Origin of the sequence: Streptomyces griseoluteus (genome assembly GCF_004784465.1) — a bacterium.
Lineage (GTDB): Bacteria > Actinomycetota > Actinomycetes > Streptomycetales > Streptomycetaceae > Streptomyces > Streptomyces griseoluteus.
Window position 1 is genome coordinate 118,385 of record NZ_SRRU01000008.1, and the last position, 20,646, is coordinate 139,030.

General features: G+C 68.3%; 17 protein-coding genes. 4 read left to right on the forward strand and 13 right to left on the reverse strand.

From position 1 onward, the window contains the following. Positions 1-40: 40 nt before the first annotated feature. From E5082_RS22015 to E5082_RS22035, 5 genes are all read right to left on the reverse strand, one after another. Positions 41-1,678, reverse strand: a complete 1,638-nt coding sequence (locus tag E5082_RS22015) for a hypothetical protein (protein WP_135792970.1) — start codon at positions 1,676-1,678, stop codon at positions 41-43. Between the two features lie 34 nt (positions 1,679-1,712). Further along, positions 1,713-2,111: a hypothetical protein gene (locus E5082_RS22020; protein WP_135792971.1), complete on the reverse strand. Its 399-nt coding sequence runs from the start codon at positions 2,109-2,111 to the stop codon at positions 1,713-1,715. After that, positions 2,108-4,513 carry an AAA family ATPase gene (locus tag E5082_RS22025; protein WP_135792972.1) on the reverse strand — a complete coding sequence of 802 codons (2,406 nt, stop codon included), beginning with the start codon at positions 4,511-4,513 and terminating at the stop codon, positions 2,108-2,110. Before E5082_RS22025 ends, E5082_RS22020 begins: the two co-directional genes overlap by 4 nt. Positions 4,514-4,783: 270 nt before the next feature. Then, the gene (locus E5082_RS22030) at positions 4,784-6,031 is read right to left on the reverse strand and encodes an McrC family protein (RefSeq protein ID WP_135792973.1); all 1,248 of its coding nucleotides are present in this window, start codon (positions 6,029-6,031) and stop codon (positions 4,784-4,786) included. Continuing rightward, a complete protein-coding gene (locus E5082_RS22035) occupies positions 6,024-8,132 on the reverse strand; it encodes an McrB family protein (protein WP_135792974.1) in 2,109 nt (702 codons plus the stop codon). Before E5082_RS22035 ends, E5082_RS22030 begins: the two co-directional genes overlap by 8 nt. 146 nt (positions 8,133-8,278) lie before the next feature. Between E5082_RS22035 and E5082_RS22040 the strand changes: the two genes are divergently transcribed. Further along, on the forward strand, positions 8,279-8,677 hold the full coding sequence (locus E5082_RS22040) for an EVE domain-containing protein (RefSeq protein ID WP_135792975.1): 399 nt from the start codon (positions 8,279-8,281) through the stop codon (positions 8,675-8,677). A 92-nt stretch (positions 8,678-8,769) separates the two neighbouring features. Continuing rightward, complete coding sequence (locus E5082_RS22045; RefSeq protein ID WP_135792976.1) at positions 8,770-9,273, forward strand: hypothetical protein; 504 nt, start codon at positions 8,770-8,772, stop codon at positions 9,271-9,273. A gap of 62 nt (positions 9,274-9,335) precedes the next feature. Here E5082_RS22045 and E5082_RS22050 read toward each other — a convergent pair whose 3' ends face one another. The 5 genes from E5082_RS22050 to E5082_RS22070 form a co-directional block, all read right to left on the reverse strand. After that, positions 9,336-10,250 carry a YceI family protein gene (locus tag E5082_RS22050; protein WP_135792977.1) on the reverse strand — a complete coding sequence of 305 codons (915 nt, stop codon included), beginning with the start codon at positions 10,248-10,250 and terminating at the stop codon, positions 9,336-9,338. A gap of 665 nt (positions 10,251-10,915) precedes the next feature. Beyond that, complete coding sequence (locus E5082_RS22055) at positions 10,916-11,479, reverse strand: hypothetical protein (protein ID WP_135792978.1); 564 nt, start codon at positions 11,477-11,479, stop codon at positions 10,916-10,918. A gap of 195 nt (positions 11,480-11,674) precedes the next feature. Then, the gene (locus E5082_RS22060; RefSeq protein WP_135792979.1) at positions 11,675-12,130 is read right to left on the reverse strand and encodes a hypothetical protein; all 456 of its coding nucleotides are present in this window, start codon (positions 12,128-12,130) and stop codon (positions 11,675-11,677) included. A 15-nt stretch (positions 12,131-12,145) separates the two neighbouring features. Further along, positions 12,146-13,780 carry a restriction endonuclease fold toxin-2 domain-containing protein gene (locus E5082_RS22065; protein ID WP_135793218.1) on the reverse strand — a complete coding sequence of 545 codons (1,635 nt, stop codon included), beginning with the start codon at positions 13,778-13,780 and terminating at the stop codon, positions 12,146-12,148. A gap of 133 nt (positions 13,781-13,913) precedes the next feature. After that, complete coding sequence (locus E5082_RS22070; protein WP_135792980.1) at positions 13,914-14,390, reverse strand: ATP-binding protein; 477 nt, start codon at positions 14,388-14,390, stop codon at positions 13,914-13,916. A gap of 171 nt (positions 14,391-14,561) precedes the next feature. Here E5082_RS22070 and E5082_RS22075 point away from each other — a divergent pair, with 171 nt between their 5' ends. Together E5082_RS22075 and E5082_RS22080 are read left to right on the forward strand one after the other, a co-directional pair. After that, entirely contained in the window at positions 14,562-15,440 is an 879-nt protein-coding gene (locus E5082_RS22075) for a helix-turn-helix domain-containing protein (RefSeq protein WP_135792981.1), read from the forward strand. Next, a complete protein-coding gene (locus E5082_RS22080) occupies positions 15,437-15,622 on the forward strand; it encodes a DUF397 domain-containing protein (protein ID WP_135792982.1) in 186 nt (61 codons plus the stop codon). Before E5082_RS22075 ends, E5082_RS22080 begins: the two co-directional genes overlap by 4 nt. Before the next feature lie 63 nt (positions 15,623-15,685). Here E5082_RS22080 and E5082_RS22085 read toward each other — a convergent pair whose 3' ends face one another. From E5082_RS22085 to E5082_RS22100, 3 genes are all read right to left on the reverse strand, one after another. After that, entirely contained in the window at positions 15,686-17,878 is a 2,193-nt protein-coding gene (locus E5082_RS22085; RefSeq protein WP_167514116.1) for a competence protein CoiA family protein, read from the reverse strand. A gap of 187 nt (positions 17,879-18,065) precedes the next feature. Beyond that, positions 18,066-19,163 carry a PASTA domain-containing protein gene (locus tag E5082_RS22090; RefSeq protein ID WP_229918705.1) on the reverse strand — a complete coding sequence of 366 codons (1,098 nt, stop codon included), beginning with the start codon at positions 19,161-19,163 and terminating at the stop codon, positions 18,066-18,068. Between the two features lie 227 nt (positions 19,164-19,390). Then, positions 19,391-20,641 carry a hypothetical protein gene (locus E5082_RS22100; protein WP_135792985.1) on the reverse strand — a complete coding sequence of 417 codons (1,251 nt, stop codon included), beginning with the start codon at positions 20,639-20,641 and terminating at the stop codon, positions 19,391-19,393. Between the last annotated feature and the right edge of the window lie 5 nt (positions 20,642-20,646).

Genomic DNA, 20,646 nt, shown 5'->3' on the forward strand with positions numbered 1-20,646 from the left:
CCGGCCGACCGGTGCGGGGCGGCGCCTTCCGGGGGCCGCGTCAGGTCATGGTGTTGGTCAGGTGCGGGCCCATGTAGCCGACGTAGATGCCGTGATCGGTACAGGCGCCGTCGTAGTAGTGCAGGCGCGGCGCGATGGTGTTGCCTCCGCCGATCCGCAGGTGAGCCCCCATGAACAGCTTGCCGTCCGAATGCACATGGCGGGGCACGGGGAACGTGCGCGCCCGGCTCCACTCGCCGTTCGCCTTCACGGACTTCGATTCGTCTCTGACGACCTTGCGGGGCGAGATGACGTGCGCTCCCTCTGGTGCGTCCGCACACCACTGCTTGAAGTCGCAGTTCGCCTCGCCGCTCGCGACGGCTTCCGCGAAGTCCTGGAGGGCCAGCAGTGCGTCCCAGGCCATCCGGACCCAGGACGAGCCGTAGGCCTGGTCGTCGAGTTCCAGGGTGTACTTGCGCCGGCCGCTGAAGTGGACGCGTCGCATGTCGTCGATCCGGTCCAGGATCTCGGCGAAGGAGGTGGGCGCGTCCAGCGAGGGTTCCACCGTCGCGTACGCCTGCTCGGCGGCGCCCAGCCTGAGGAGTTCTCTCTGCAGTTCCCGTATCTGCGCCTTGGCCTGGTGGAGCTCCTTGTACTGCTCGTCGTAATCGACGACGACCTGCGCCTCGTTGTTCTCCGCCCGGCGCAGCTCCCGCTTGAGGTCACGGATCTCGTCGGCCCTGACACGTTGTTCGCGTGCCGCCTCCTCCAAGATCTCGTGCAGGGCGTCGTTCTCGTCGCGCAGCCGTTCCTGTTCGGAGCCGCCGACGCCGTCCCTGGCTCGTGTGCGCATGAGCGGCACGGAGTCCAGGGCGTCGGGCAACGGCAACCGGGTAGCCAGCCCCTGGGGCAGCTGGTTCAGGATGCGCGCGGCCAACCGAGGGTTCTCGGTGATCAGCCGTTTCGACATCACACGGTGCCGCTGGCCGTCGGCGGGCCAGGCCGGGTCGACGCCCGGCAGGTAGGTGCGGATCCCGCCGTTGTACACGCGGTGGTGTTCCAGGGCCCGGTTGAAGACCGACTCGGCTTTCGGGGTGAGCACGTAGAGGATCGCCAGCCCGGCCAGGGGACGGACGAGAGGGTCGACGGTGCCCTCCAGCCAGGCGTCGAAGTCGGCGTCGTACGGCGTGCTCGCCATGACGACGGGGAGGCGCCGGTCGGCGTCGCACAGTTCGTCGATGACCGCCTCGACATCCTCGGCCTCGACGACTTGGGGCATGGCCGTCACGTCTGCCAGGCCGTCGTGCGCGTCGAGCGCCTCCAGCAGGTGCTTCGCGAGCCGGGGTGTCTTGGCCGGCACCGGGGCCGCCTCGGCGTCGTCGGGAAGGTGCTCGACGTCGAGCTGGACCCAGGTCGGCCCGTCGGTGATCTGCCGCGTCACGAGGGTGGTCTGCCAGGTGCCGCCGGGAGCGGTCTCCCGGAGCCGCCACCGTCCGTAGGCACCGGTGACCCCTGTGACGGAGTCGTGGTCGAGCGTGACTCCTCCGGCTATCTCATTGCGGCCCTCGGCGAACGCGTCGACGTTGTAGCGCTTGGGTGGTTGGGCGAGCCAGTGGCGCAGTTGCTCGTCGACGAGTGCACCGGTGCGCACGTAGTCGGTCCGGCTGGTGACCACCATGCGGTAGCGGCGGGCGTCCATCGTGCTGTTCCTCACGTGTCGGGGGCGGCGTGGTTCAGGCGCGGGCGGCGGTCAGGACGCGCAGCAGTTCACTCACGTCCTGGTGCCAGGCCCGTACCTCGGCGGGGGTCGGAGGCAGGTCGTACGTGTGGTAGTGACAGGCGGCGCTGAGTCCGGACCAGACGGTGTACCACTGGCGCGCGACGGAGGGGCTGACGTACCACTGCAGGCAGAGCATGCGGGTGCGGCCGGTGCTGCGGGTCATACGGGGGCTGACCGCCCGCCAGAAGGCGTCGAGGGTCTCGTCGAGGGCCAGCCGGAGAAGGGTGGCCGCGGCGCGCGCCCGGACACCGGGGGAGAGCGCGGTCTCGTCCGAGGGATTGAGCAACCGGTCTGCGGCCGCCAGGAGTTCGTCCGTGGGGAGAACGCGGGTGGAGCGCGTGGTGGTGGTCACCGGGCCAGCACCTCCTTGGCGAGCCGCTTCGTACGGTCGACCAGGGCCAGGCGATCACCGATGGGCGTGGTCGGAGCCTGGTGCGATGCCTGGTTCAGCCCCTGGATCAACTCACGGGCCCACGGGCCGTGGTCGTGGGCGACGGCGTCCAGCACCTCGCGCGCCGCGTTGCCCCGCATGCCCATCGCGAGGGCCGCGAGGCCGGTGAGGGGCCCTGGCCGGGTGACCCGCTCCTGGATGTCGCGTTGCCCGACTCCGGCCTCGCGCAGGGTACGCCGCGCGGTGTCCTGGTAGGCGGCCTCCAGCGCCAGACGGCACATCGAGGGCAGCACCCGGTCGGCGACCTCAGGCGGCAGATGCGGATCGAGAGCGATGGCCCGTGCCTCCGCCAGGGCCTGGCTCACGGGGTCGCTGACGGAGGCGACGTGGACGACGGAGTCGGTCTGCCGGGACACCCGCAGAACCGTGGCCCGCAGACCGAGGCGTTGGACGGCCTCTTCGAGCCGGGTGTCGTGGGTGAAGACGACGACCTGCCGGTGCTGCGCGTACAGGTCGAGGACTTTGGCGAGGCCGTCGACCTTCTCCGGGTCCATGGACTGCACCGGGTCGTCGATGACCAGGAAACCGAAGGGACTGTCCTGGTGGGTGGCGCGCGGGATGAACAGGGAGAGGGCGAGTGAGTGCAGTTCGCCCTGGCTCATGACGCCGAAGGCGGGCGCGTCGGCATCGTCCACGGAGACGGGGAGACTGACCTGCCGCTGCGGGCCGACACCCGTGAGCCCGATGGCACCCAGCGACACGCTGCTGCGCTCGCACAACAGCCGCCAGATCTGCCCGGACTGGTCGGCGAACGGCTTGAACCGGGCGTCCCGCAACTCGTCGGTGAGCGCCCGCACCCAGTCGCGTACGGCCTTGATTTGCTTGCGGGCGGGTTTGGCCGCCTGTGCGGCCTCCGCCTGCACCAACCATGCGGACAGGCGTGCGGCCACGGGCTGCCAGCGGCCGTCCTGCGCTGTGACGCGTCGGCGGGCGTCCTCACGGACCTGGTCACAGGCATCACCGAGGACTGCTTCGGCGCGTTCCGCACGGTCGGCCAGCTCGCGTGGGTCACGAACCGTGCGGCAGGCGACCAGATCCCGCCAGAGCGCGGCCAGGGAGGACTCGTCGGCCTGGAGCCAGGCGGGGGCCGGACGCATCAGGTCGTGCACCTCCCGCACCGCGTTCACGAGTTCGCGGTGTGCCGCCTCGACCTCGGCGGCCTCCACCTGGAGCCTTTCGACCTGCGCGCGGGTCCGTTCCGCCCACGAGCGGTCCAAGAGGTCCGTGGTGCCGCATACGGGGCAGTGGGAGACATCGGGATGGCGGCGGCGGTGTTCCAGCGCGGCGTCGAGCAGTTTGACCAACTGCCGGGCGTCCTCGGCGGACCCGTGGCGTGCGTCGTCGGCCACGGCGGCCGTCGAGCGAAGCCGGGTCACCGCCTTCGCGATCAAGGGACGGTCCGGGAGCTCGAGATCGGCCAGCCGACGCAGTCGGGCGAGGTGCGCCTCGTCGGCGGCGCCGTGGCCCTGCAGCAGGACCCGGATGGCGTCCAGGTCGGGGCTCCTGCCGGAAAGAGCCGTGATCGCTTCTTTGGCGCGCGGGTCGTCCACCTCCGACAACTCCTGGATCACGGTGGCGGTGAGGGCCTTCGCGGCGCTCTCGGTGTCGGTCAGGGACTTGGCCCGAGCCCGCGCCGCCGCGTCGGTGTCACTGAGGAGCTCGAGGCCGAGGATCCGGGAGATCTCGTCGTGCAGGGCGGTCAGCGGCCCGTTGATCACCGCACCGAGCTGGGTGTACGGGAGAAACGGCCGGTACAGCGACAGTTGCTCGGCGTCGATCACATCGTGCACGTCTTCGCCGGTGGTCTGCCCGGCCTCCTCCACGACAGTGCGGGACTCCTCAAGCCCTTCGCCGTGCCAGATCCGGCGTACGGTCACGGGCTCCTTGGCGCCTTCTCCGTCACTGCCGGCGTCGAAGACGAGCTCCACCGCGATCTCGGGGGAGGAGTGCTCGTGGAGGTTGCGCCAGCCCTTCTTCCATACCTGAGTACGTCCCTGCCAGCGGAAGTTGTCGCCGGTCAAGGCCATCTCCGCAGCCTCGGCGAAGCTCGACTTGCCGGAGCCGTTGCGGCCCGCCACCAGCGTCAGACCGGGGCCAGGATTCAGCCGGACAGTGGCGGCGGGGCCGATACCGCGCCATCCGGAGGCGGTGATGGACCGCATATACACGGTCCCCGAACGGCGACCGCTCAGGGGCTGAGCGGCAGGCAGCAGATCGCGCAGCAGGGCCTGTTCCTCGGCGGAGAGCCCTGATCCGGGCAGACGGGCGAGGAGCAGGTCACGGAGGCTGGCGTTGTCGCTCATGGCTCGGCTTCCTTGGGCGCTGTGGATGGCTGCGGCGGGCGTGCCCAAGGCGGCGCGAGGGGACGGTGAGCCGTTGTCGATCCGAGCATGGCGGAAGCTTGTTAGCGTCGTCAACGGACTTCTGCGAATTAATACTCGGTAGAATTGTGTACACGTGTTCTAGCTTCCTGTCTGGTGCGAAAATGCGTTCGGTTTGCAGGTCTGCCGAGTCGGCCGTCCAGGCACCTCACCGCTCCCGGCGGCCGCCACCGACCGGCCGGCGTGTGATGGTCAGCGCAGTACTGAGCCGATCCAGGCCGTCGCCTGCTCGGGCGCCGTGCGGGTGTTGACACCGAGGACGCGGATGATGCCCAACAGGCCTTTGGCGCACCGCACTTGGAGTGTGCGCTGGGCGTGACTGCCCGGCTGGGGATGGACGATGACGGCCGTCGGGGCGTCGGCGGACGCGTAGCCGCTCCCGTAGGTGAGGAGCTGGTGGACGTCGGCCGCGCTCACGCCGTGGCGGTCGTAGCGCTTGTACTTGGCGTCCACGGGCAGCAGTGTGCGATATGCCGTGTCGCGTCCGGGAACTCCTGGAAGGCTGAGCAGGAGATCGGGCCGGAAGGCCGAGGCGTTGCCCAGATCTCCGCGGACGGTGATGCCGGCGCCGCTCCCCCCGGGTACGGCGTGGCCGCCGTGCAGGACGACGGCCTCGGTGCCGAGACGGCGGACGACGGCTTCCCAGAGCGCGGGCATCGCGAGCAGAAGACCGTCCGCCGTGGTGCCCTGGTCGGTGAGCAGGTCCGTCACACCGCCCCCGCGCAGCAGCAGGCGGGCCCAGGTGTGGGCGGGGCGGTAGCGGGCGTTGAGGCGCGTGTATTGGGTGCGGTCCAGTGCGCGGAGTGCCGCGGCCGGGGTCGGGGCCTGCGGGAAGGCGCCGGCGGCGCCGTGCAGCGCGCGCGCCAGGCCAGGACTGGCGGTCAGACCGAGGGCCGCCTTCAGCGCGCTCCCGAGAACGCGGTTGTCCCAGATGTCCGCCTCCCGGTCGAAGGTGCGGACGTGCAGCTGGTCAAGTTGCCCGTAGCGGCGGGTGGCCTGGGCGGCGACGTCCAGGCGCCCCCGGAGCACCGGTTCCACACTCCGGCGGCGTACGTAGTCCCGGCGCAGCCCCTCCCTCACTAGCCGCTCGCACTCTTCGAGCAGGGCGGCGGCGACCAGGTCGGCGTATCCCTCGGGGCCGGTGGTCCAGCGTCTGGCCGTCGCCGGGACGGGCGTGCCGAGGGCGTAGGCGAGCCAGCTCATGAGCTGCTCTCCGGGAATGGCGAACTTGGGTGAGATCACCACGCGGACACGGTCCAGGACCAGGACTCCGACGGTCGCGTCGGCCTTGAGCCGCCACCCGGTGCGCTCCCTGGTCAGGGTGAGATGGCCCCGTGCCTGGAGGGCGTGCAGACGGTCGAAGTCCCGGCGAGTGAGCTGCCCCGGCTCCAGCGGGGCCGACTCGTACTCGCCGAGCTGGACCGGCGTGCGGTCAGGCATCCGGGCCGGTGGCGCCGCTGGTGAATTCGGTCGCCAACGCGTCCGCCAGATCCTGCGGGGGCATGAGGAGCGGACGCCCGGTCTCGGCGTCGACCAGGTCGCCGAGGATGGGGTGCAACAGGTCCGCCCGGCCCAGGCAGTAGTCCTCCAGGAGCGGCACCACCTCGTGGTGGAAGGCGGCGGCCAGGTCCTCCTCGGTGGCGATCGGCTCTCCGTCGCGCATCAGGTAGGCGTGTCCTATCTGGTGATCGGAGTCGAGGTGGTGCGCGATACGGCTGTTGAGGGCCTCGAAGAAGGCCGCCAGGTCGAGCGGGCCGACCGTTCCTGACACGGCGTCCGGGTCGGGACCCACGGACAGGAAGGCGAAGCGGCGGCGCACCGCGGCGTCCAGGTGGCTGATGCTCCGGTCCGCCGTGTTCATCGTGCCGATGATGCGGACGTTCGGCGGCACGGAGAAGCTGCGCTTGCTGACTGGCAGGTCGACGGGCAGGTTCCGCTTGTCGAGTTCGAGGAGCGTGATCAGTTCACCGAAGATCCTCGGCAGGTCGCCGCGGTTGATCTCGTCGATGATCAGGAGGAAGTCCTGGCCGGGATGGTCGGCGGCGCGGCTGCAGAGCGTGTGGAACAAGCCGTCCGCGAGGGCAAGGGTCAGTCCGGAGCCCTTTGCGTCAAGGTCCGGCTTGAAGCCCTCGACGAAGTCCTCATATCCGTAAGACGGATGGAATGTGACCAGCCGGACCCGATCACCACTCAACACCTCGGCCTGCGCCTGCGTACGCCGCTCCGGTGCCGAACCGTCGAGTACGTCGGCGCGGCCGGCCAGAGCGAGGGCGGCGCCGAGGGCGAGTCGTGTCTTGCCGGTGCCGGGCGGCCCGTGCAGGATGACCTGCCCCTTGCGCTTGAGGGCGTCCAGGACTGCCTGAACGTCCTCGGGGAGGGCGACGGGAGCGGTTGACTCCGCGGAATTCCTGTTCGGCACGGAGTCAGCTCGATGGCTGGTGATCCTTGCGAAGAGGGAGGGGTCGACCTTGGCAAAGGTGGACCGCCACTGCTGAGGCTCGGACAGTCTCTGCGCGTGGGAGACATCCCAGTCGACGGGAACGACGTGCTGGAACTCCTCGCGAGTGCCCAAGTCCTCGAAGCGGTAACTCCCGCTGACCGTACCCGTGGCCAAGACCTCGTCCACTCCTCTGTTGGCCACGATCCGGTCGCCCTCTTCCAAGTCGCGGAAGGCCAGCAGCCGACGGGCCAGGGTCAAACTACCCCCACGCTTGCCGGGCCAGTGTGTGTCCAGCGCCTGCTTCAGATCCGTGTCGCTCTGGTAAAGGGCCAGGTCCCCGAGTTCATCCCAGCCGACGCAGATGAACCCGCCCTCCCGGCACTCGTTCCACAGCCTGCCCCGCTCGCCCGGTGCGATCTTCCAGATGATGCGCTGGCGGGGTCGCGGGTCGAACCGTTCGTACAGGAAGTGCATCACCTCCTGCCCCGACCAGCCCTCGAACTCCGCACGGGACCGCACGAGATCGAGCAGGCGCCGATTGCTTCGCCAGGCCGGTGCGTCCCCCTGGGCGGGACCGCCCAACCGGATGATGAATCGGCGTAGGTGCTCTCCTGCGTATATGGGCAGGAAGTGCTGAGGGAAGTAGGTCGCCAGTGCCTTCGTCACCAAGGCCGGACCGAAGCGCAGCGCGCCGAGGTCGTCCAGAGCCTCGAAGTCGCCCGCCCCTACAGCGTCAAAAGCCTGCGTGAACTGTGCCCGCAGTTCCCTCCAGGCGTCCTGCGGGTCCATGCCACGGAGAGGAGCTGCCAAGCGCCACTCGCCCGAGTGGTGGCGGAACATGATGTGCTTCGCGGCGCTGCCGCCCTTGATGCTGCCCAGGTGCGGAGTGAGGAACTCGAGCACCCGGCAGTACGTCGGATCAGACCCGGAGGGCGAGGGCTGCCCGAGGGCGTAGCGCTCGAGCGGCAGTGTCTTCCATTCCTCCAGCGGGAAGAGGGAGAGCACCCGCTCGCGCTCCTCCTCGGCGGCCGACTCCATCTCCGAGACGGCCGTCCGGTCGAACTGGCCCGCCGCCGTACCCACATCCACCCCACCTGTCATGACGCCATGATGCCGGAAGCCCGGAAAACGCCACCCGATGTCGGTACTTCGCCTACGGCCGACTGCGTCGGCTGACACCATGGACCGGTGCAGGCAGCTCCAGCTCCGCACCCGCGGAGCTCAGCGACTCAGGCGATGGGGGAGCCGTGGAGGACTGGATCTACATCCTCAACCCGAACAAGGACACGTTGGACGGGGAACCCTCCACCAAGGAGACCATCCGCCGGCTCGCCCACGAAGAACCCGAGCTCGATCTCTGGCTCAGCCGGCGCAACCGTATGAGCCCCGGGGACCGCCTGTGGTTCTTCTTCAGCCAACCGGAGTCGGCCGTGGCAGCGTTGGCCGAAGTCGACAAGGAGCCGTACGAGGATCCCGAGGACGCGGAGTTCGCGTACCGGGTCGAGGTGACCCTGCTGCCGGAGGCGACCGACGCCCTGTGCGCCAGCCCGGTCGGCCGGGAGGAACTGGGCCTCGGCCAGGTGAGGCCGGTGCAGAAGGTGAAACCCGAGGCGTTGCCGGTGCTGCTGGAGAGGGCGGGGCTGTAGGACGACGGGACTGATGGGATGCGGGACGGGTCTCCGGCGCGAGGCTCCTCGCCCGTCGAGCAGTGAGTCCACACCCGACTATCGTGATCGGTATGCCGTCCTCGCACCTGCTGATCATCGGAGACCGGGCCGCCCTGAGCTGGGTGGTGACCGAGCAACGGATGGCTTTTCCGGCGGGCCGGTCGAAGGCGGCACGAACGCTGGACGAAGGCGACGAGATCTTCCTCTACACCACGCGGGGCTGCTTCCGGAATCCGACGCGGGACCTGGGGCGGGTCATCGGCCGGGCCACGCTCGCCGGCCCGGTGCGGGCCCTGGACGAGCCGGTCGTCTTCGGTGAGCGGGCCTTCCCGGAGGGCTGCCGCCTGAAGGTCTCCGGCCTGGCACCCTTCCGTGAGGGTCTGGTCCTGCGGGACCTGGTTCCCCGCCTCTCGGTGTTCCCCGACTCTGCCACCTGGAGCGTCCGCATGCGCCGCGCCTGGCTGACGCTGCCGCCGGTCGACGCCGACTTGGTGCGCGCGGAGGTGGAGCCGCTGCTGCGCCCCTACGGAGAGGCGGCCAAGGGCTACCGCTGGGAGGCACCCGTGCCCGGTTAGCCCGAAGCGTCCGCGGTCGGGCGTCCCGGGCCGGGAGGAAGCCCGGAAGACGGGCGTGTCGCCTACTCCGGAGGCGTCGGGGTCTCAGGGGTGCGGTACATGGCCTGGACGTCCAGCTCCAACTGCACGGTCGGTCCGACGACCGCGATGCCGCGGGCCAGCATCGAGCGCCAGTTGAGGGTGAAGTCCTCGCGGTGCAGTTCCGCCTTCGCCAGGGCCGCGCAGCGCAGTTCCTGGTCGTACCCGCCGTTCACCGTGCCGAGGTAGGTCGTGTCCAGGCCCACGGAGCGGCTGGTGCCGTGCATGGTGAGCGTGCCGTGCAGCGTCCACTTGGAACCGCCGCGGTAGACGAACCGGGTGCTGACGAAGTCGATGTACGGGTAGTGCTCGACGTCGAGGAAGTCCGCGGAACGCAGGTGGCTGTCACGGGTCCTGTTGCCCGTGGTGATGCTGGAGGCGTCGATCCGCACCGAGACCTGGGAGTCGGCCATATCCGGCGCGATCCGAATGCCTCCGTCGAAGCGGGTGAAGCGGCCGTGGACGTGCGCCATCCCCACGTGCTTGGCGATGAACCGGATCGCCGTGTGCGGAGGGTCGAACAACCAGGTTCCAGGCGAGGGGAGTTGCAGCTGTCGGGCGGGCAGCAGCGCGATGTGCTCCGGGGGGAGGACGACTCCGGCGACGATGTCGACGTTCTTGCGGGCGGGGGTCAGTCCCTCCGCCGAGACCATCACGCTGTAGGAACCCGGAGGCAGCGTCGCCATGAACCGGCCGTACGGATCCGCGGTGCCGCGGGCAGTGACGCGGTGGCTGTCCAGCGCGGTCACCCTGACGTCGGCGCCGCTCATGGGCTGCCCCATGGGATCGACGACCTCACAGCCGTAAGCGCCCGCGCCGGCCGGCAGCGGCACCGAGAATCCCGGCGTGGCATCGGCAGCGCTCCAGGAGCGCCGACGTCGGAGGAGTCCGAGGGCCATGTTGATCACCTTTCTTATCCCGTGTCACTGCCGCGGGGCCGCATCGCTTTCCATGTGCGCGGCCGCCGAGATCTACCCAGAACCAGTTGCAGGCGTAATGAGGTCAACTTTTCAACGATCATAGGACAGGTTGAGGAGGGTCCCTCTAGGTCGAGGAAGGCCTGCAGAAGGACACTTTGACGGCCTGACCACTGGCACTGGCCGTCTGTAGGGGGAGAGCCCCACTTCTACGGCTCTTCGCTTTGCTCGACTGCTGTGGCGAATTCCACGTGCGGCGGCGCGGCGTTTCACGCCTGGCTCGCGCTTCCGTCACGCGGCCCACACATCCCGCGTCTCGTGGAGGGGGTTGGCGTCGGGCCGCGCTGGTCGGGCGGGTCCGGCAGCCGTGGCGCCCGATCGCCTCCGCGGCGTTCTCGTCCCGCTCGGCCGCCGGTCGCGGCCACGCGACCAACAGCCGCTGACACCATGAGGGTGGTAGGGGTTGACGTCCGTGCCGTGGGCGGGAGCTGAGTAGGCGTGCGACCCCGTGCGGTGATGTCACTGTGGGTCGTGTCGGACGAACCTGGTGACCCCCATCGGCAGTTCTCAGTGGCCTTACTCCAGCGAAGGCGCTGACAGCCGACACGACCCGGTGGGCTCTCCCGGCCGCAGCGCCAGGGCTCCTCTCATGCCGGTGCTGTGCCGGCACCCGGAGGCCGCCGCCGCAACTGCAGACAGACGACCGAGGCGACGACGGTTCGCCGTTCCGAGGCATCCATGCGGGGACTCATGTGGACGGCGTACTGCTGCAACCCGATCCACGCGTCGATGGTGCTCACCGTGACTCGACCGATCTCCGGTGCCGGGTCCCCTTCCGGATCGGTCTCCGTGAGATGCCATTCGACATACGCGAGACCCGGCCGCGTGAGAAGGAGCCGACGCCCCTGCTCCGTCTGGAGGATCAACTGCCGCGTTTTCATGAGCCCACGGGCCCCAGCGGTGCCTACCTCCCGGTCCGCGGCGTCGGTGAAGCGGAACTTCGCCGGCCCTAACCGCTCGATGCGAAGTATCAACTCACCTGAGGTCTTCGTCAGGACGGAGTACGTGTCGTCGGTGTACGTGACCTGGGCGACCGGGATCCCCTCAACGGTGGACACGGCCAGGGCGGGGTCCACGTACCTGCGCCACCGTGAACGCTTCGGCTGCCCGACCACGACGGCGTCCAGTTCGAACAGAGCCGGTTCCGTCATCGGTCTTCCTTTACCGCCACGGTTTTCCCCTGGACCGAGTACGACCACTGTGACGGAGAACCTGCCCGACTCCCACCCTCGGGCGGACATTGACGCCAACGCGAAGACACTCAGGACGGACGCCCTTCGGAACCTCTTAGCGAGCAAACGAAGGTCTGTAAACGCGGCGGCGGGCCCGTGTCCCCCGGAACCCGGTCACTCGGCTCCGGCGGCCGCCAGGTGCTCGCGCATCACGGCAGCGATGTCCGCGGCGTCTCCTGTCGCGGGGAGATGCCACGACACCTCGTCGCCGTTCTCCATCAGGAAGCTGCTCATGAAACGCACACTGGCGGGTGAGGGGACGTACGAGTCACGGAGCCATAGGGCGAACGCGGCCGCTTCGTCGGCTGTCGCGTCGATGATGCTGATGTAGGCGTAGTCCGCGGCCGGCATGGCTGACGTGCCGGTGATGTAGACGTCGGGAGCCACCTCGATCTCGAAGTCCAGGACCGTGAACCCGCGCATGGCGGACGTGCTGGCTTCGAGGAAGGCGTCGGGGAAGTCCCGCTCCAGCGCGTTCCTGAAGGTGTCCAGGCTCGCCTGCCAGGCGGCCGGGTTGTCCACGGGCGGAGCGAAGACGAAGTTCGACCGCTGGTCGTACTCGGTTGTCACAGAAGTCCTTCACTCTCAGGGTACGTACCGCGCGGAGCCGTTGACACCGTTCATGGCGATCATCGACTCCCAGTAGGCGGCGTTGTCCTTGCCGTTCGTGGCGATCTCAAGTCCACGGATCTCCGAATTGGCGGGGTTGGCCATCGCGTTCTTGTACCGGCGCAGCTCCCGCTCGTCACCGCCGTACATGCCGTCGATCATCGGGTCGAACTTCAGTCTCCCCTTGGCGTCCACCTTCACCGGCTTGGCCAGGGTCTCATTGACCCGCTCGATGCTGCGAAAGCTACGCTTCTTGCAGTTCGGGTCCTGTACGTGCTTGGCCTCCACCAGGTAGCCGTCCACCGGACGTATACCGTCCACCATGAGACCCCGCCGATGGCCGACAAGGGGAACCTCACGCTCCGGGTAGCCGGACACGCGCAGCTGGTAGGCGTTGTTGGGATTCGTGGCCCCACCGCCTCCGGCGAAGCCGCCCGTGTTGAGCGAGTTGAGCCAGGTCCGGAAGTGTTGCCGCTCGGTAGGCGTGAGCAGACGGGTGGTGCCGGGCTCCGGGGGGATGGGGTCCTGCGCGGGTATGGATGGGTCGACCCTGCTCGCCATCGGCACGACTCCCGGTACCTGCCCGCGGAACGAGGCGAGGGAGACCGGTAGCGGCACACCGCCCGGCACCGGCACCGGCAGGAGAGGGGGGAATGGCAGCCCGGGTGGGTCGTCCGAGCCCTGGGGGAGTTTGACCCGGCGCTCGGACTCGTCGAGGGCGTGGGCGACGTTGCCGAGGCGGTGGATCCACACGTCGCCGAGTACGGCGTCCAGCAGTCCGCCGTCGTCGCCGTTGCCGCCGAACATCGGCTGGTCCCAGGGCATGTCGACATGGAACGGGTCCGTCCGGTCCTGGATGATCTTCCGCTTGGCCGCCTCGACGTGGTCGGCGTACTGGTCGCAGGCCTTGGCGAGCTGTGTGCACGCGGCCACGAGGTTGGCCACCAAGGTCTCGTCCTGCTGGGCCTGGTCCGGGGGTTCGGCGAAACCGACGAAGCCTGCGAAGTAGCGGCGGAACGCGTCCGCGGCCTCCCCGGAGTGCGCCTTGTCCGCGGTGTGCGCGTAGGCCTGCGCATCGTGCATGAAGCGCAGCATCATCTTGCCGCCCGCCCGCCAGGAGCCGGCCACGTCACGCAGCTTCTCCGGCGAACCACGGAAGCGGTCGCTCATACCGGCGGGCGCGTACTGGTCGTACCAGGCGGTGTCGCCGATGACCTCCGGAAGTTCCTGCCCGAGGCCCAGGAAGCTCTCCGTGCAGTCCGCTCCGGGATCGCCCATGCCTGCTGTCAGGTCGACCTGCTTCTCCAGGATGGCCGAGACGATGTGGCTCTCGCGTGCCATGAACTCGCGGACGTTCCGCATCAGCCCCTTGCCGGTCTCACCCATCACGTAGGCGCTGAAGCCCATCTTGTCGAGCGTGGTGGCCGCTGCGGAGTTGTAAACCTTCGCGAACGCCCGCCCCGCGTCGTCGTCCCCCGCCATGCCGTGCTGACGGTCCAGCTCGTGAAAGAGCGCGATGGCGGTGTCACGGGTGCCGACCATGACCGTCCCCACCATGCCCATGGACGCCTTGATCATGCCTTCGGCGATCACCTTCAGGTCCGGTGGCATCCCCACGCGCGTTTCCCCCTCGCGGCGAACGGTCCGCTCCCGCAGACCAGTTGGACGTCATTTCTATCGCACAGGGGTTCTGTCGACGCAGGGGGCCGCGGAACCGTGCGTGTCCAGCGTGTCGGCATCGGCCTCAATCGCCTTCGCCCGCGGGCCGGTGTTCTTGAGTGGCGAGGGTGTCGAGTTCCGCCCAGACGGTCTTGCCGCCCGGCGGGTACGGTTCCGCGCCCCACCGGTCCGCCAGGGCGGCGACCAGGAGCAGACCGCGGCCCGACTCGCTGTCCGGAGCTGTCGCGAAGTCGGTGACGGCGGTGGGCAGCCGGTCGCCGCGCGCGTCGGTGACGGCGATCCGGAGGATACCGGCGGCCAAGTGGTTGAGGACGAGGGTGAGGCGGAAGTCGCGGCCCCGGACGCGTCCGTGCAGGGCCGCGTTCGCGGCGAGTTCGGCCACGATCTGCTCGGCGCACTCGGTGACGGAGGGGGACACCTCCCAGGCCCGCAGCTGTTCGTAGGCGAGCAGGCGCGCGAGGCGGGCGCCCCGGCGGGTGGAGGACAGGCACTGCGCGAAGTTGCGGACGATGGGCCGGAGCTGGGGTGTGGTCGCGTTCATGGGACCACGGTGACGGGCGTGCGGGAGCGTGATCCAGCTTCGCGGCCCGTACGCTGCGTCAGCGTACGGGGACATTCCGTGGACGGTACGCGAAACCTCCCGTCACGCTGGGTGTTGTCCATGGGGACGACGGCGAGGGCCGAGCGGGCAGGCATTCGGAGGTGACCGCGTATGACGGGCGTGGGGGCGGGCGACGAACTGACGGCCACGGAAGCGGCCACGGCCTGCGAGGCCGAGCGGGAACCGGACCCCTCGGACAGTCTGCGGACCTTCGGGGCCGTCGTCCAGGCGTTGCGCGAACACGCAGGGCTGAGCCGGGTGCAGTTCGGGGAGCTGGTCCGCTTCTCCAAGCACACCGTGGAGTCGGTGGAGCTGGGGCGGCGGATGCCGGACGCGTCGTTCGTGGAGCGCGCGGAGGAGGCGCTGGGGAATACGGGGGCGTTACGGCGGTCGGCGCGCTTCCTTACGCGAGGGGAGGCGGGGCTGGCGGCCTGGTTCCGGCAGTGGGCTCGGCTGGAGCGACGGGCGGTGAGCTTGTGCACGTATGAGTGCCGGTTGGTGCCGGGGTTGTTGCAGTCGGAGGGGTACGTGTGTGCCGTCTTCGGCAACAGCGTTCCCCCGCTGTCGGACGAGCAGTTGGAGGCGCAGGTCGCTGCTCGACTGGAGCGACAGCGGATGCTCGACGAGCGGCCCAACGTCCCGTTCAGCTTCATCGTCGAGGAGCATGTCTTCCGACGGCGACTCGGTGGTGCGGAGGTGACGCGGGGGTTGCTGGACCACGTCCTGAGGCTGACCAAGCCGAGGAACGTGGCGTTTCAAATCATGCCGGTGGACGCGGAGTCCCATGGGTGCCTGGATGGGCCTCTTCAGCTTCTGGAGACCCCGGAGCATCGGCGGTTGGCGTACTCGGAAGGGCAGCAGAACGGCCGATTGATCTCCGGCCCGAACGACGTGAGTCTCCTCTACCACCGCTATGACACACTGCGCTCGCAGGCCCTGAACCCCAAAGACTCGCGGGGTCTGCTGGAGCGACTGCGAGGAGAGCTATGAGCAGCACCGAACTCGCCTGGTTCAAGTCGAGCTACAGCGGCACTCAGGGTGACAGCTGCGTGGAGGTGGCCGTCACCGAACAGGCCGTATACGTACGCGACTCCAAAGACGTCACGCGCCCCGACTTCTCGGTGAGGCGAGACGTCTGGGCACACTTCGTGGACTTCGCGGCGGGGGCCTGAGGTGGCGTGTCACGGTGGCAGAAGCGCAAGCCCTGACACCGTGACACATAGATCGGCGGTCTCCTACGCCTCCTCGCGGTTCACTGACCCTTCGTATGCGGCGAAGACACGGGCCTGCTCCACCTTGCGGATGCGGCTGAGTTCGAGCGGATACGACGAGTAGGGGCGGCCCAAGTACTTCAGAATGTCCGCGAAGTAAGGGACGGGTAGGTTCCCGGGAGAGACCACGAGGGACGAGAGCAGTACGCCGTCCTGACCTGCGCCGCGATCTACGTCGATCAGGATCGAAGCACGTGTGCGGTCGGGGAGAGCTTCCGGCTTCACGCCTGCTGCTGATGCCAGAGTCTGCCAGCTGACCCTCACCCCGCGCTGCGCTGCCGAGACGAGTGCTCTCCGGACGGCCTTCACCACGGTTTTCCTCTTGATACCCAGTCTGGCCCACAGAGCGTGGTCCGCCCTGACCGGTGGCGGGGGGTTCTTTGAGGCGGACACTGCCTTGGCCACGAGGGCGTACGCACGGTCACGCTCGGTCGGCCATGCTGCGTCAGGGGAGCGCAGCGTGGAGCCGGGAGTCCAGCCCAGTTCCCTGAGAACTTGGCCGAAGAACGGGGCAGGGCCGGTCTCCTGGCCGTCCAGCTTCACCAGAGAGGACAGAACGGGACGTGCGTGACTGTACGACCCGTCCACTGCCACCAGGAGTCGCACGCGAGCGCTGGGCGTGATTCCCCCTGAGCGGGCGCCTGTCACTTTCACCAAGGTCGACCAGTTTATGAGAGACCGTCGGAACGCAACCCGCTCCAGTTCCGCGCGGAACCGGCTGATCAGGTCGCTGCCGTCCGGTGTTGCGCCTCCGGGCGGTGCGGTGTTCCCAGACGGCGCTTCCTGTCGCACCAGGTCATACGCAGTCTTCCGCTGGTGTGCCCAAATGCTGCGGACCTCTTCCGGCAAGAGGTCGGCTCCCCAGCCGAGGCCGGCAAGAACTTCATCAAAGCGCGATACGGGTCCTGGTGCTTGATTAGCCAGTTTCACCAAAGAGGAGAGCACGGGCTTGCCGCTTGTCCGGGGGCGGTCCACGGCCACGAGGAGTCGCACACGGTCCTGCGGGGTGAAGTCTCCCGGTGCGTACCCCTTGTAACGGATGAGTGTTTCCCAATTGATGACACCGCGCGAGCGAGCGATCTGCATGAGCTTGCCGCGCAGGAACCCGACCAGCGCCTCGTCCTCGGCAGGTGCTGCGGACTTTGCCGGGGACGGCAGTCGCCCGGGTTCGGGGGCGGGACGCAGGTCCGGCCAGCGTGGATCGCTCTGGGCGGGAAGCGGGGAGAATCCGGCGGTCTCGATGAACCAGGTCCGTTGTCCGGTGCCGGAGTCGGTCAGGGGGATGAGGTGAGCGGTGCTCTCGATGACATTGAGCCGGTGAGGGGAGGGCGGCACGGAATGGAGCGGCAGCGCGATCCGCATGCGGGTCATCACCGACCCAAGGGGCTGGATGTCCGCCTCGTAGAGGCGGCGTGCCGTGACGTTCTGTTCCTCGGCGGGGACCGATGCGGTGAACGCGAGTTGGCCGGGGACGAGAGGAAAGGCGAGCTGGTTCGTCGTGTCCATGCCCGTGTCGACGTCTGTGGCCATGGGTCTTTCGTTGGTGAGGTGTGGAGTGACGATTCCCTCGTCCGTCAGGTGGCACTCGTCCAGAGTGACCAACTTGACGCTTTGGTCGGGGTGTTGAGTGCCGACATAAACCTTGCGCGTATCGCCTTCGGTGCGGCAACTGAAGCGAATGGCATGCCCCTGGGCCTTCACCTCGTTGTGCGCGATCCCGCTGTTCGGCCCGTAAACCCACTGGACGCGCATGTTGTCGCCGGTGAACTGAGCGCGGGTCGTTTCCCACTGCTTGAGGGACATGCGGTCCATCTGCACTCGGATGAGCCGTGTACCGGAACCGAAACGGACCTCTACAGCTCCGCCCGGCCCCGAACCGAGGTCCGGGTACGACACCGTGACCTTCTGGTGCCCCTGTCGGCGTAGCCAGCGCTGGAGCGCCTGACCGATGTAGAGGTGGTCGGCACTGTCCTCGCCGGTTTGCGTACGACGGCAGTGCACGGGCGGCCGGTGCGCGAAGTGGCACTTCTTGTGCAGGTACCTCTTCGCGGTCAGCTTTTTGCCGCAGCCACCCAGCAGGGTGCCGCAGTAGAAATCGTCGCGGCTCCGACCCTGCATGAACCGGTCGTAGTCGTCGTGGTCGAACGGCAGGAACACAGGCCAGTCCGATCCGGGCCGGCCTATGACTGCTGTTTGGACCTTGCGCGTGTCTTCCTCGTATGGAGGCATCGGGTCTCCGGGCGGCGGGTGTGCGGTGCAGTGGGGCAACGACCGGCCCCGCCGAGCCCGTCAGGGCTCGTTCCAACGAGGGGTGCGGAGGCGGGGCCGGCCGGGAACGTACGGGTCAGGAGGAATGCCAGCGGTTTCGGCCGTCGGAGCCCGGGCCACAGATCATGCGGGTTCCCGCCTTCGTGACGCCGGTCGCCCCGGCCGGCGAACAGAACGAGCCAGGGTGAACGACACCGACGCTGCCGCCGCCGGAGGAGCCGCCGGACGATGACGAGGAGCCGCCGCTTGCTGACCCGCTGCTCCCGGTGGCGCCGTTGTCACTGTCGTAATCCGGGTCGTTGGCCGGAATCTTGTACGTCGTGTCCTTCGCTGCCGGGCAGTGCTGCACGAGGTCGACGTCGGACCACTCGCCCAGGTCGAGGCGAACCGTGGTGCCGGAGGTCACCTTGGCTCCCTTGGCGGGGGACTGGAAGCACACCCGCCACTCGTCACCGTCCTCGGCGGCTTCCTCGGCGGTGGGAGCGTCGATGTCAAGATAGACGTCATCGAGCGTGATGCGGTCGGTGTCGATACCGGCCTGGTTCAGGTTCTTGACTGCTCCGTTGTATGTCGTGCCGAGGACGTTCGGCATCGTGGGCCACGGGACCGGACCGCCGTCCTTCTTGGGGCACGGCTCGCCGGCCTTGACGGCTGAGAAGTCGATGGTCTTCGCGGTCCCGTCGGCTTTCTGAAAGCACACCGTCCATCCGGACCGCATGATGATCGTACGGTCGTCCTGTGCCGCGTCATGGTGACTGGGGGTGAAACCCGCGGATCGGGCCTGTGTCTCGGCAAGGGCCAGCGACTTGCCTGTGTAGTCAGCGGCCTTCAGAACCTCGGGAGCCTTGGAACTCGGGGATGACGTGACCTTGGCGCTTGCGTCATCCGCGCTCCGCGTTTTGGCGTCGGACTTGCCCGACCCGCTGTCGTCGAGCTGCCCGCCCAGGCCTGCGCCGACCGTCAGAAGCACGAAGGCTCCGAACATCGCCCCGAGTTTGGCGAACCAGCGCCAGGGCGGCAGAACCCACACCGCGACTATGGCGGCGATCATCACGATGAAGCCGAGGGGGAAGCTGAACGCGCCGAGCAGGGCGACCAGCACCAGACTGCCGAGCACGGCCGGGGTGGTCTTCCACCAAGGACGGGACGGCGGTGGGGCGGTGTACGGATTCAAGTATATTTCCTCTGCTATGGAGCAGGCTGGGCAGCTTACTCCTGCCGTCGTACGGCGTGTGTCGGGATGTCAGGTGGGCTGTCGAGAGACATGGCCCGGGGCGGGGTGAGAGTGGAGACGTAGTTCTCGCTGTCCGCCAAGGGGCTTTCGAGGCTGACGCCTGTTGCGGCCACGCGGTCGTACTCGACGAAGTTCAGTTGCGCACGCGGCTGAAGGGCAGCGCTCACTCAGCTTTCCCCGCCGCGTTCTTCCTCGTCCCCGCGCCGACGGCGCATTCGCTCGGCGATCTCGCTGGAGAGCTTGCCTTTGACCGAGTTGGCCCGATCTAGGGTCTCGTTGCCGAGGCTTCTGGCGGCATCGACGCCTTTTGCTCCCGTCTCGAGTGCCTTGTCCCTCACCTCCGTGGCCGCGTGCACCCACCGCCTCGCCTCTGATGGCCGGCGACCGGACTCAATCCCGAGCCGTCCGTGGAAGTCATGAACGCCGGCTGCAACTTGGTTGGTCGACTGGACTACGGCCGGGGACTTGGTCGGGTGCAGCAGCACCTTCGCGTTGGCCGCATCAGCAGCTGCGTTCATCCTGGCTACCAGACGCTCGGTGCTCCGTGAGATGGCATCCAGCCGCTTCTGTCGGGCAATCCGAAGCCCGAGGCGATGCCGGTCCAGCTCGTCCGGAGTCGTGTCCAGCACTCGATCGAGTTCGAGCACGGCGAACGCGTCCTGCAGTTGGAAGCTACGAGCAAGCACAGCGAGCCACTCCCGAGCCTTGGACTCGACCTCCTTGGCCGTTGTGGCGAGGTCACCGATCTTGGTCTGGCCCTCCAGCTTCTCCGCGAGAGCGTCCAGTTGACGCACCGCATACGCCTGGGTGTCTGCGATCGCCGTTGGTGCGGCCTGCACCTTCGACCACGTGACCTCGGAGACCCGGCCCACCTGCTCCCGGATGGTCATGGCCTCCTCGATGATGAGATCTGCCCCGATCATGCGGGCGACCGCAGCGTCCTTCTGAGCGCGGAGCACGTCGTCGACCTTCTCGTCGATCCTCGCGAGATAGTCGGTGATCTCGTCCATGGTCTGCTGCATCGCCAGCTGCGCCATGATCCCGGCGGCGCCAGCCAGATGGGCCGGGTTCGTCAGGAACGAGCCGGCCCCTTTCTCGACCTGGAGCCAGTTCTTGATAGAGCCGGGTTTTCCTACCATGGCGTGGCTGATGCCTGGCGTCTTGGTTTTCATCAGCCCGAACTGCTTGACGCGCTCAGCGGACTCCTTGGTCAGCTTCACCCACCGACCGGAGTTGGCGACAATCTCCGAACCTGCCTGAGCGGCTGCGGCCCCGGTGCTGAAGACGGACTTGAGCCGTTGCACACCGAGGTCCCTCGACGGCAGTCCTTCCGAGAGGAGGAAGCGTTCGACATCCGTCGCATTGCCGATGACCGCCAGCCCATCACCGTCACTGATCAGCTGAATCGCGTTGTCCATTGCCC

Excerpts from the sequence above, each read along its gene's own strand:
- E5082_RS22015 (WP_135792970.1), bottom strand. The coding sequence starts at position 1,678 with ATGGACGCCCGCCGCTACCGCATGGTGGTCACCAGCCGGACCGACTAC.
- E5082_RS22075 (WP_135792981.1), top strand. The coding sequence starts at position 14,562 with ATGACGGGCGTGGGGGCGGGCGACGAACTGACGGCCACGGAAGCGGCC.
- E5082_RS22030 (WP_135792973.1), bottom strand. The coding sequence starts at position 6,031 with ATGCCTGACCGCACGCCGGTCCAGCTCGGCGAGTACGAGTCGGCCCCG.
- E5082_RS22045 (WP_135792976.1), top strand. The coding sequence starts at position 8,770 with ATGCCGTCCTCGCACCTGCTGATCATCGGAGACCGGGCCGCCCTGAGC.
- E5082_RS22070 (WP_135792980.1), bottom strand. The coding sequence starts at position 14,390 with ATGAACGCGACCACACCCCAGCTCCGGCCCATCGTCCGCAACTTCGCG.
- E5082_RS22035 (WP_135792974.1), bottom strand. The coding sequence starts at position 8,132 with ATGACAGGTGGGGTGGATGTGGGTACGGCGGCGGGCCAGTTCGACCGG.
- E5082_RS22055 (WP_135792978.1), bottom strand. The coding sequence starts at position 11,479 with ATGACGGAACCGGCTCTGTTCGAACTGGACGCCGTCGTGGTCGGGCAG.
- E5082_RS22025 (WP_135792972.1), bottom strand. The coding sequence starts at position 4,513 with ATGAGCGACAACGCCAGCCTCCGTGACCTGCTCCTCGCCCGTCTGCCC.
- E5082_RS22050 (WP_135792977.1), bottom strand. The coding sequence starts at position 10,250 with ATGGCCCTCGGACTCCTCCGACGTCGGCGCTCCTGGAGCGCTGCCGAT.
- E5082_RS22100 (WP_135792985.1), bottom strand. The coding sequence starts at position 20,641 with ATGGACAACGCGATTCAGCTGATCAGTGACGGTGATGGGCTGGCGGTC.
- E5082_RS22065 (WP_135793218.1), bottom strand. The coding sequence starts at position 13,780 with ATGCCACCGGACCTGAAGGTGATCGCCGAAGGCATGATCAAGGCGTCC.
- E5082_RS22080 (WP_135792982.1), top strand. The coding sequence starts at position 15,437 with ATGAGCAGCACCGAACTCGCCTGGTTCAAGTCGAGCTACAGCGGCACT.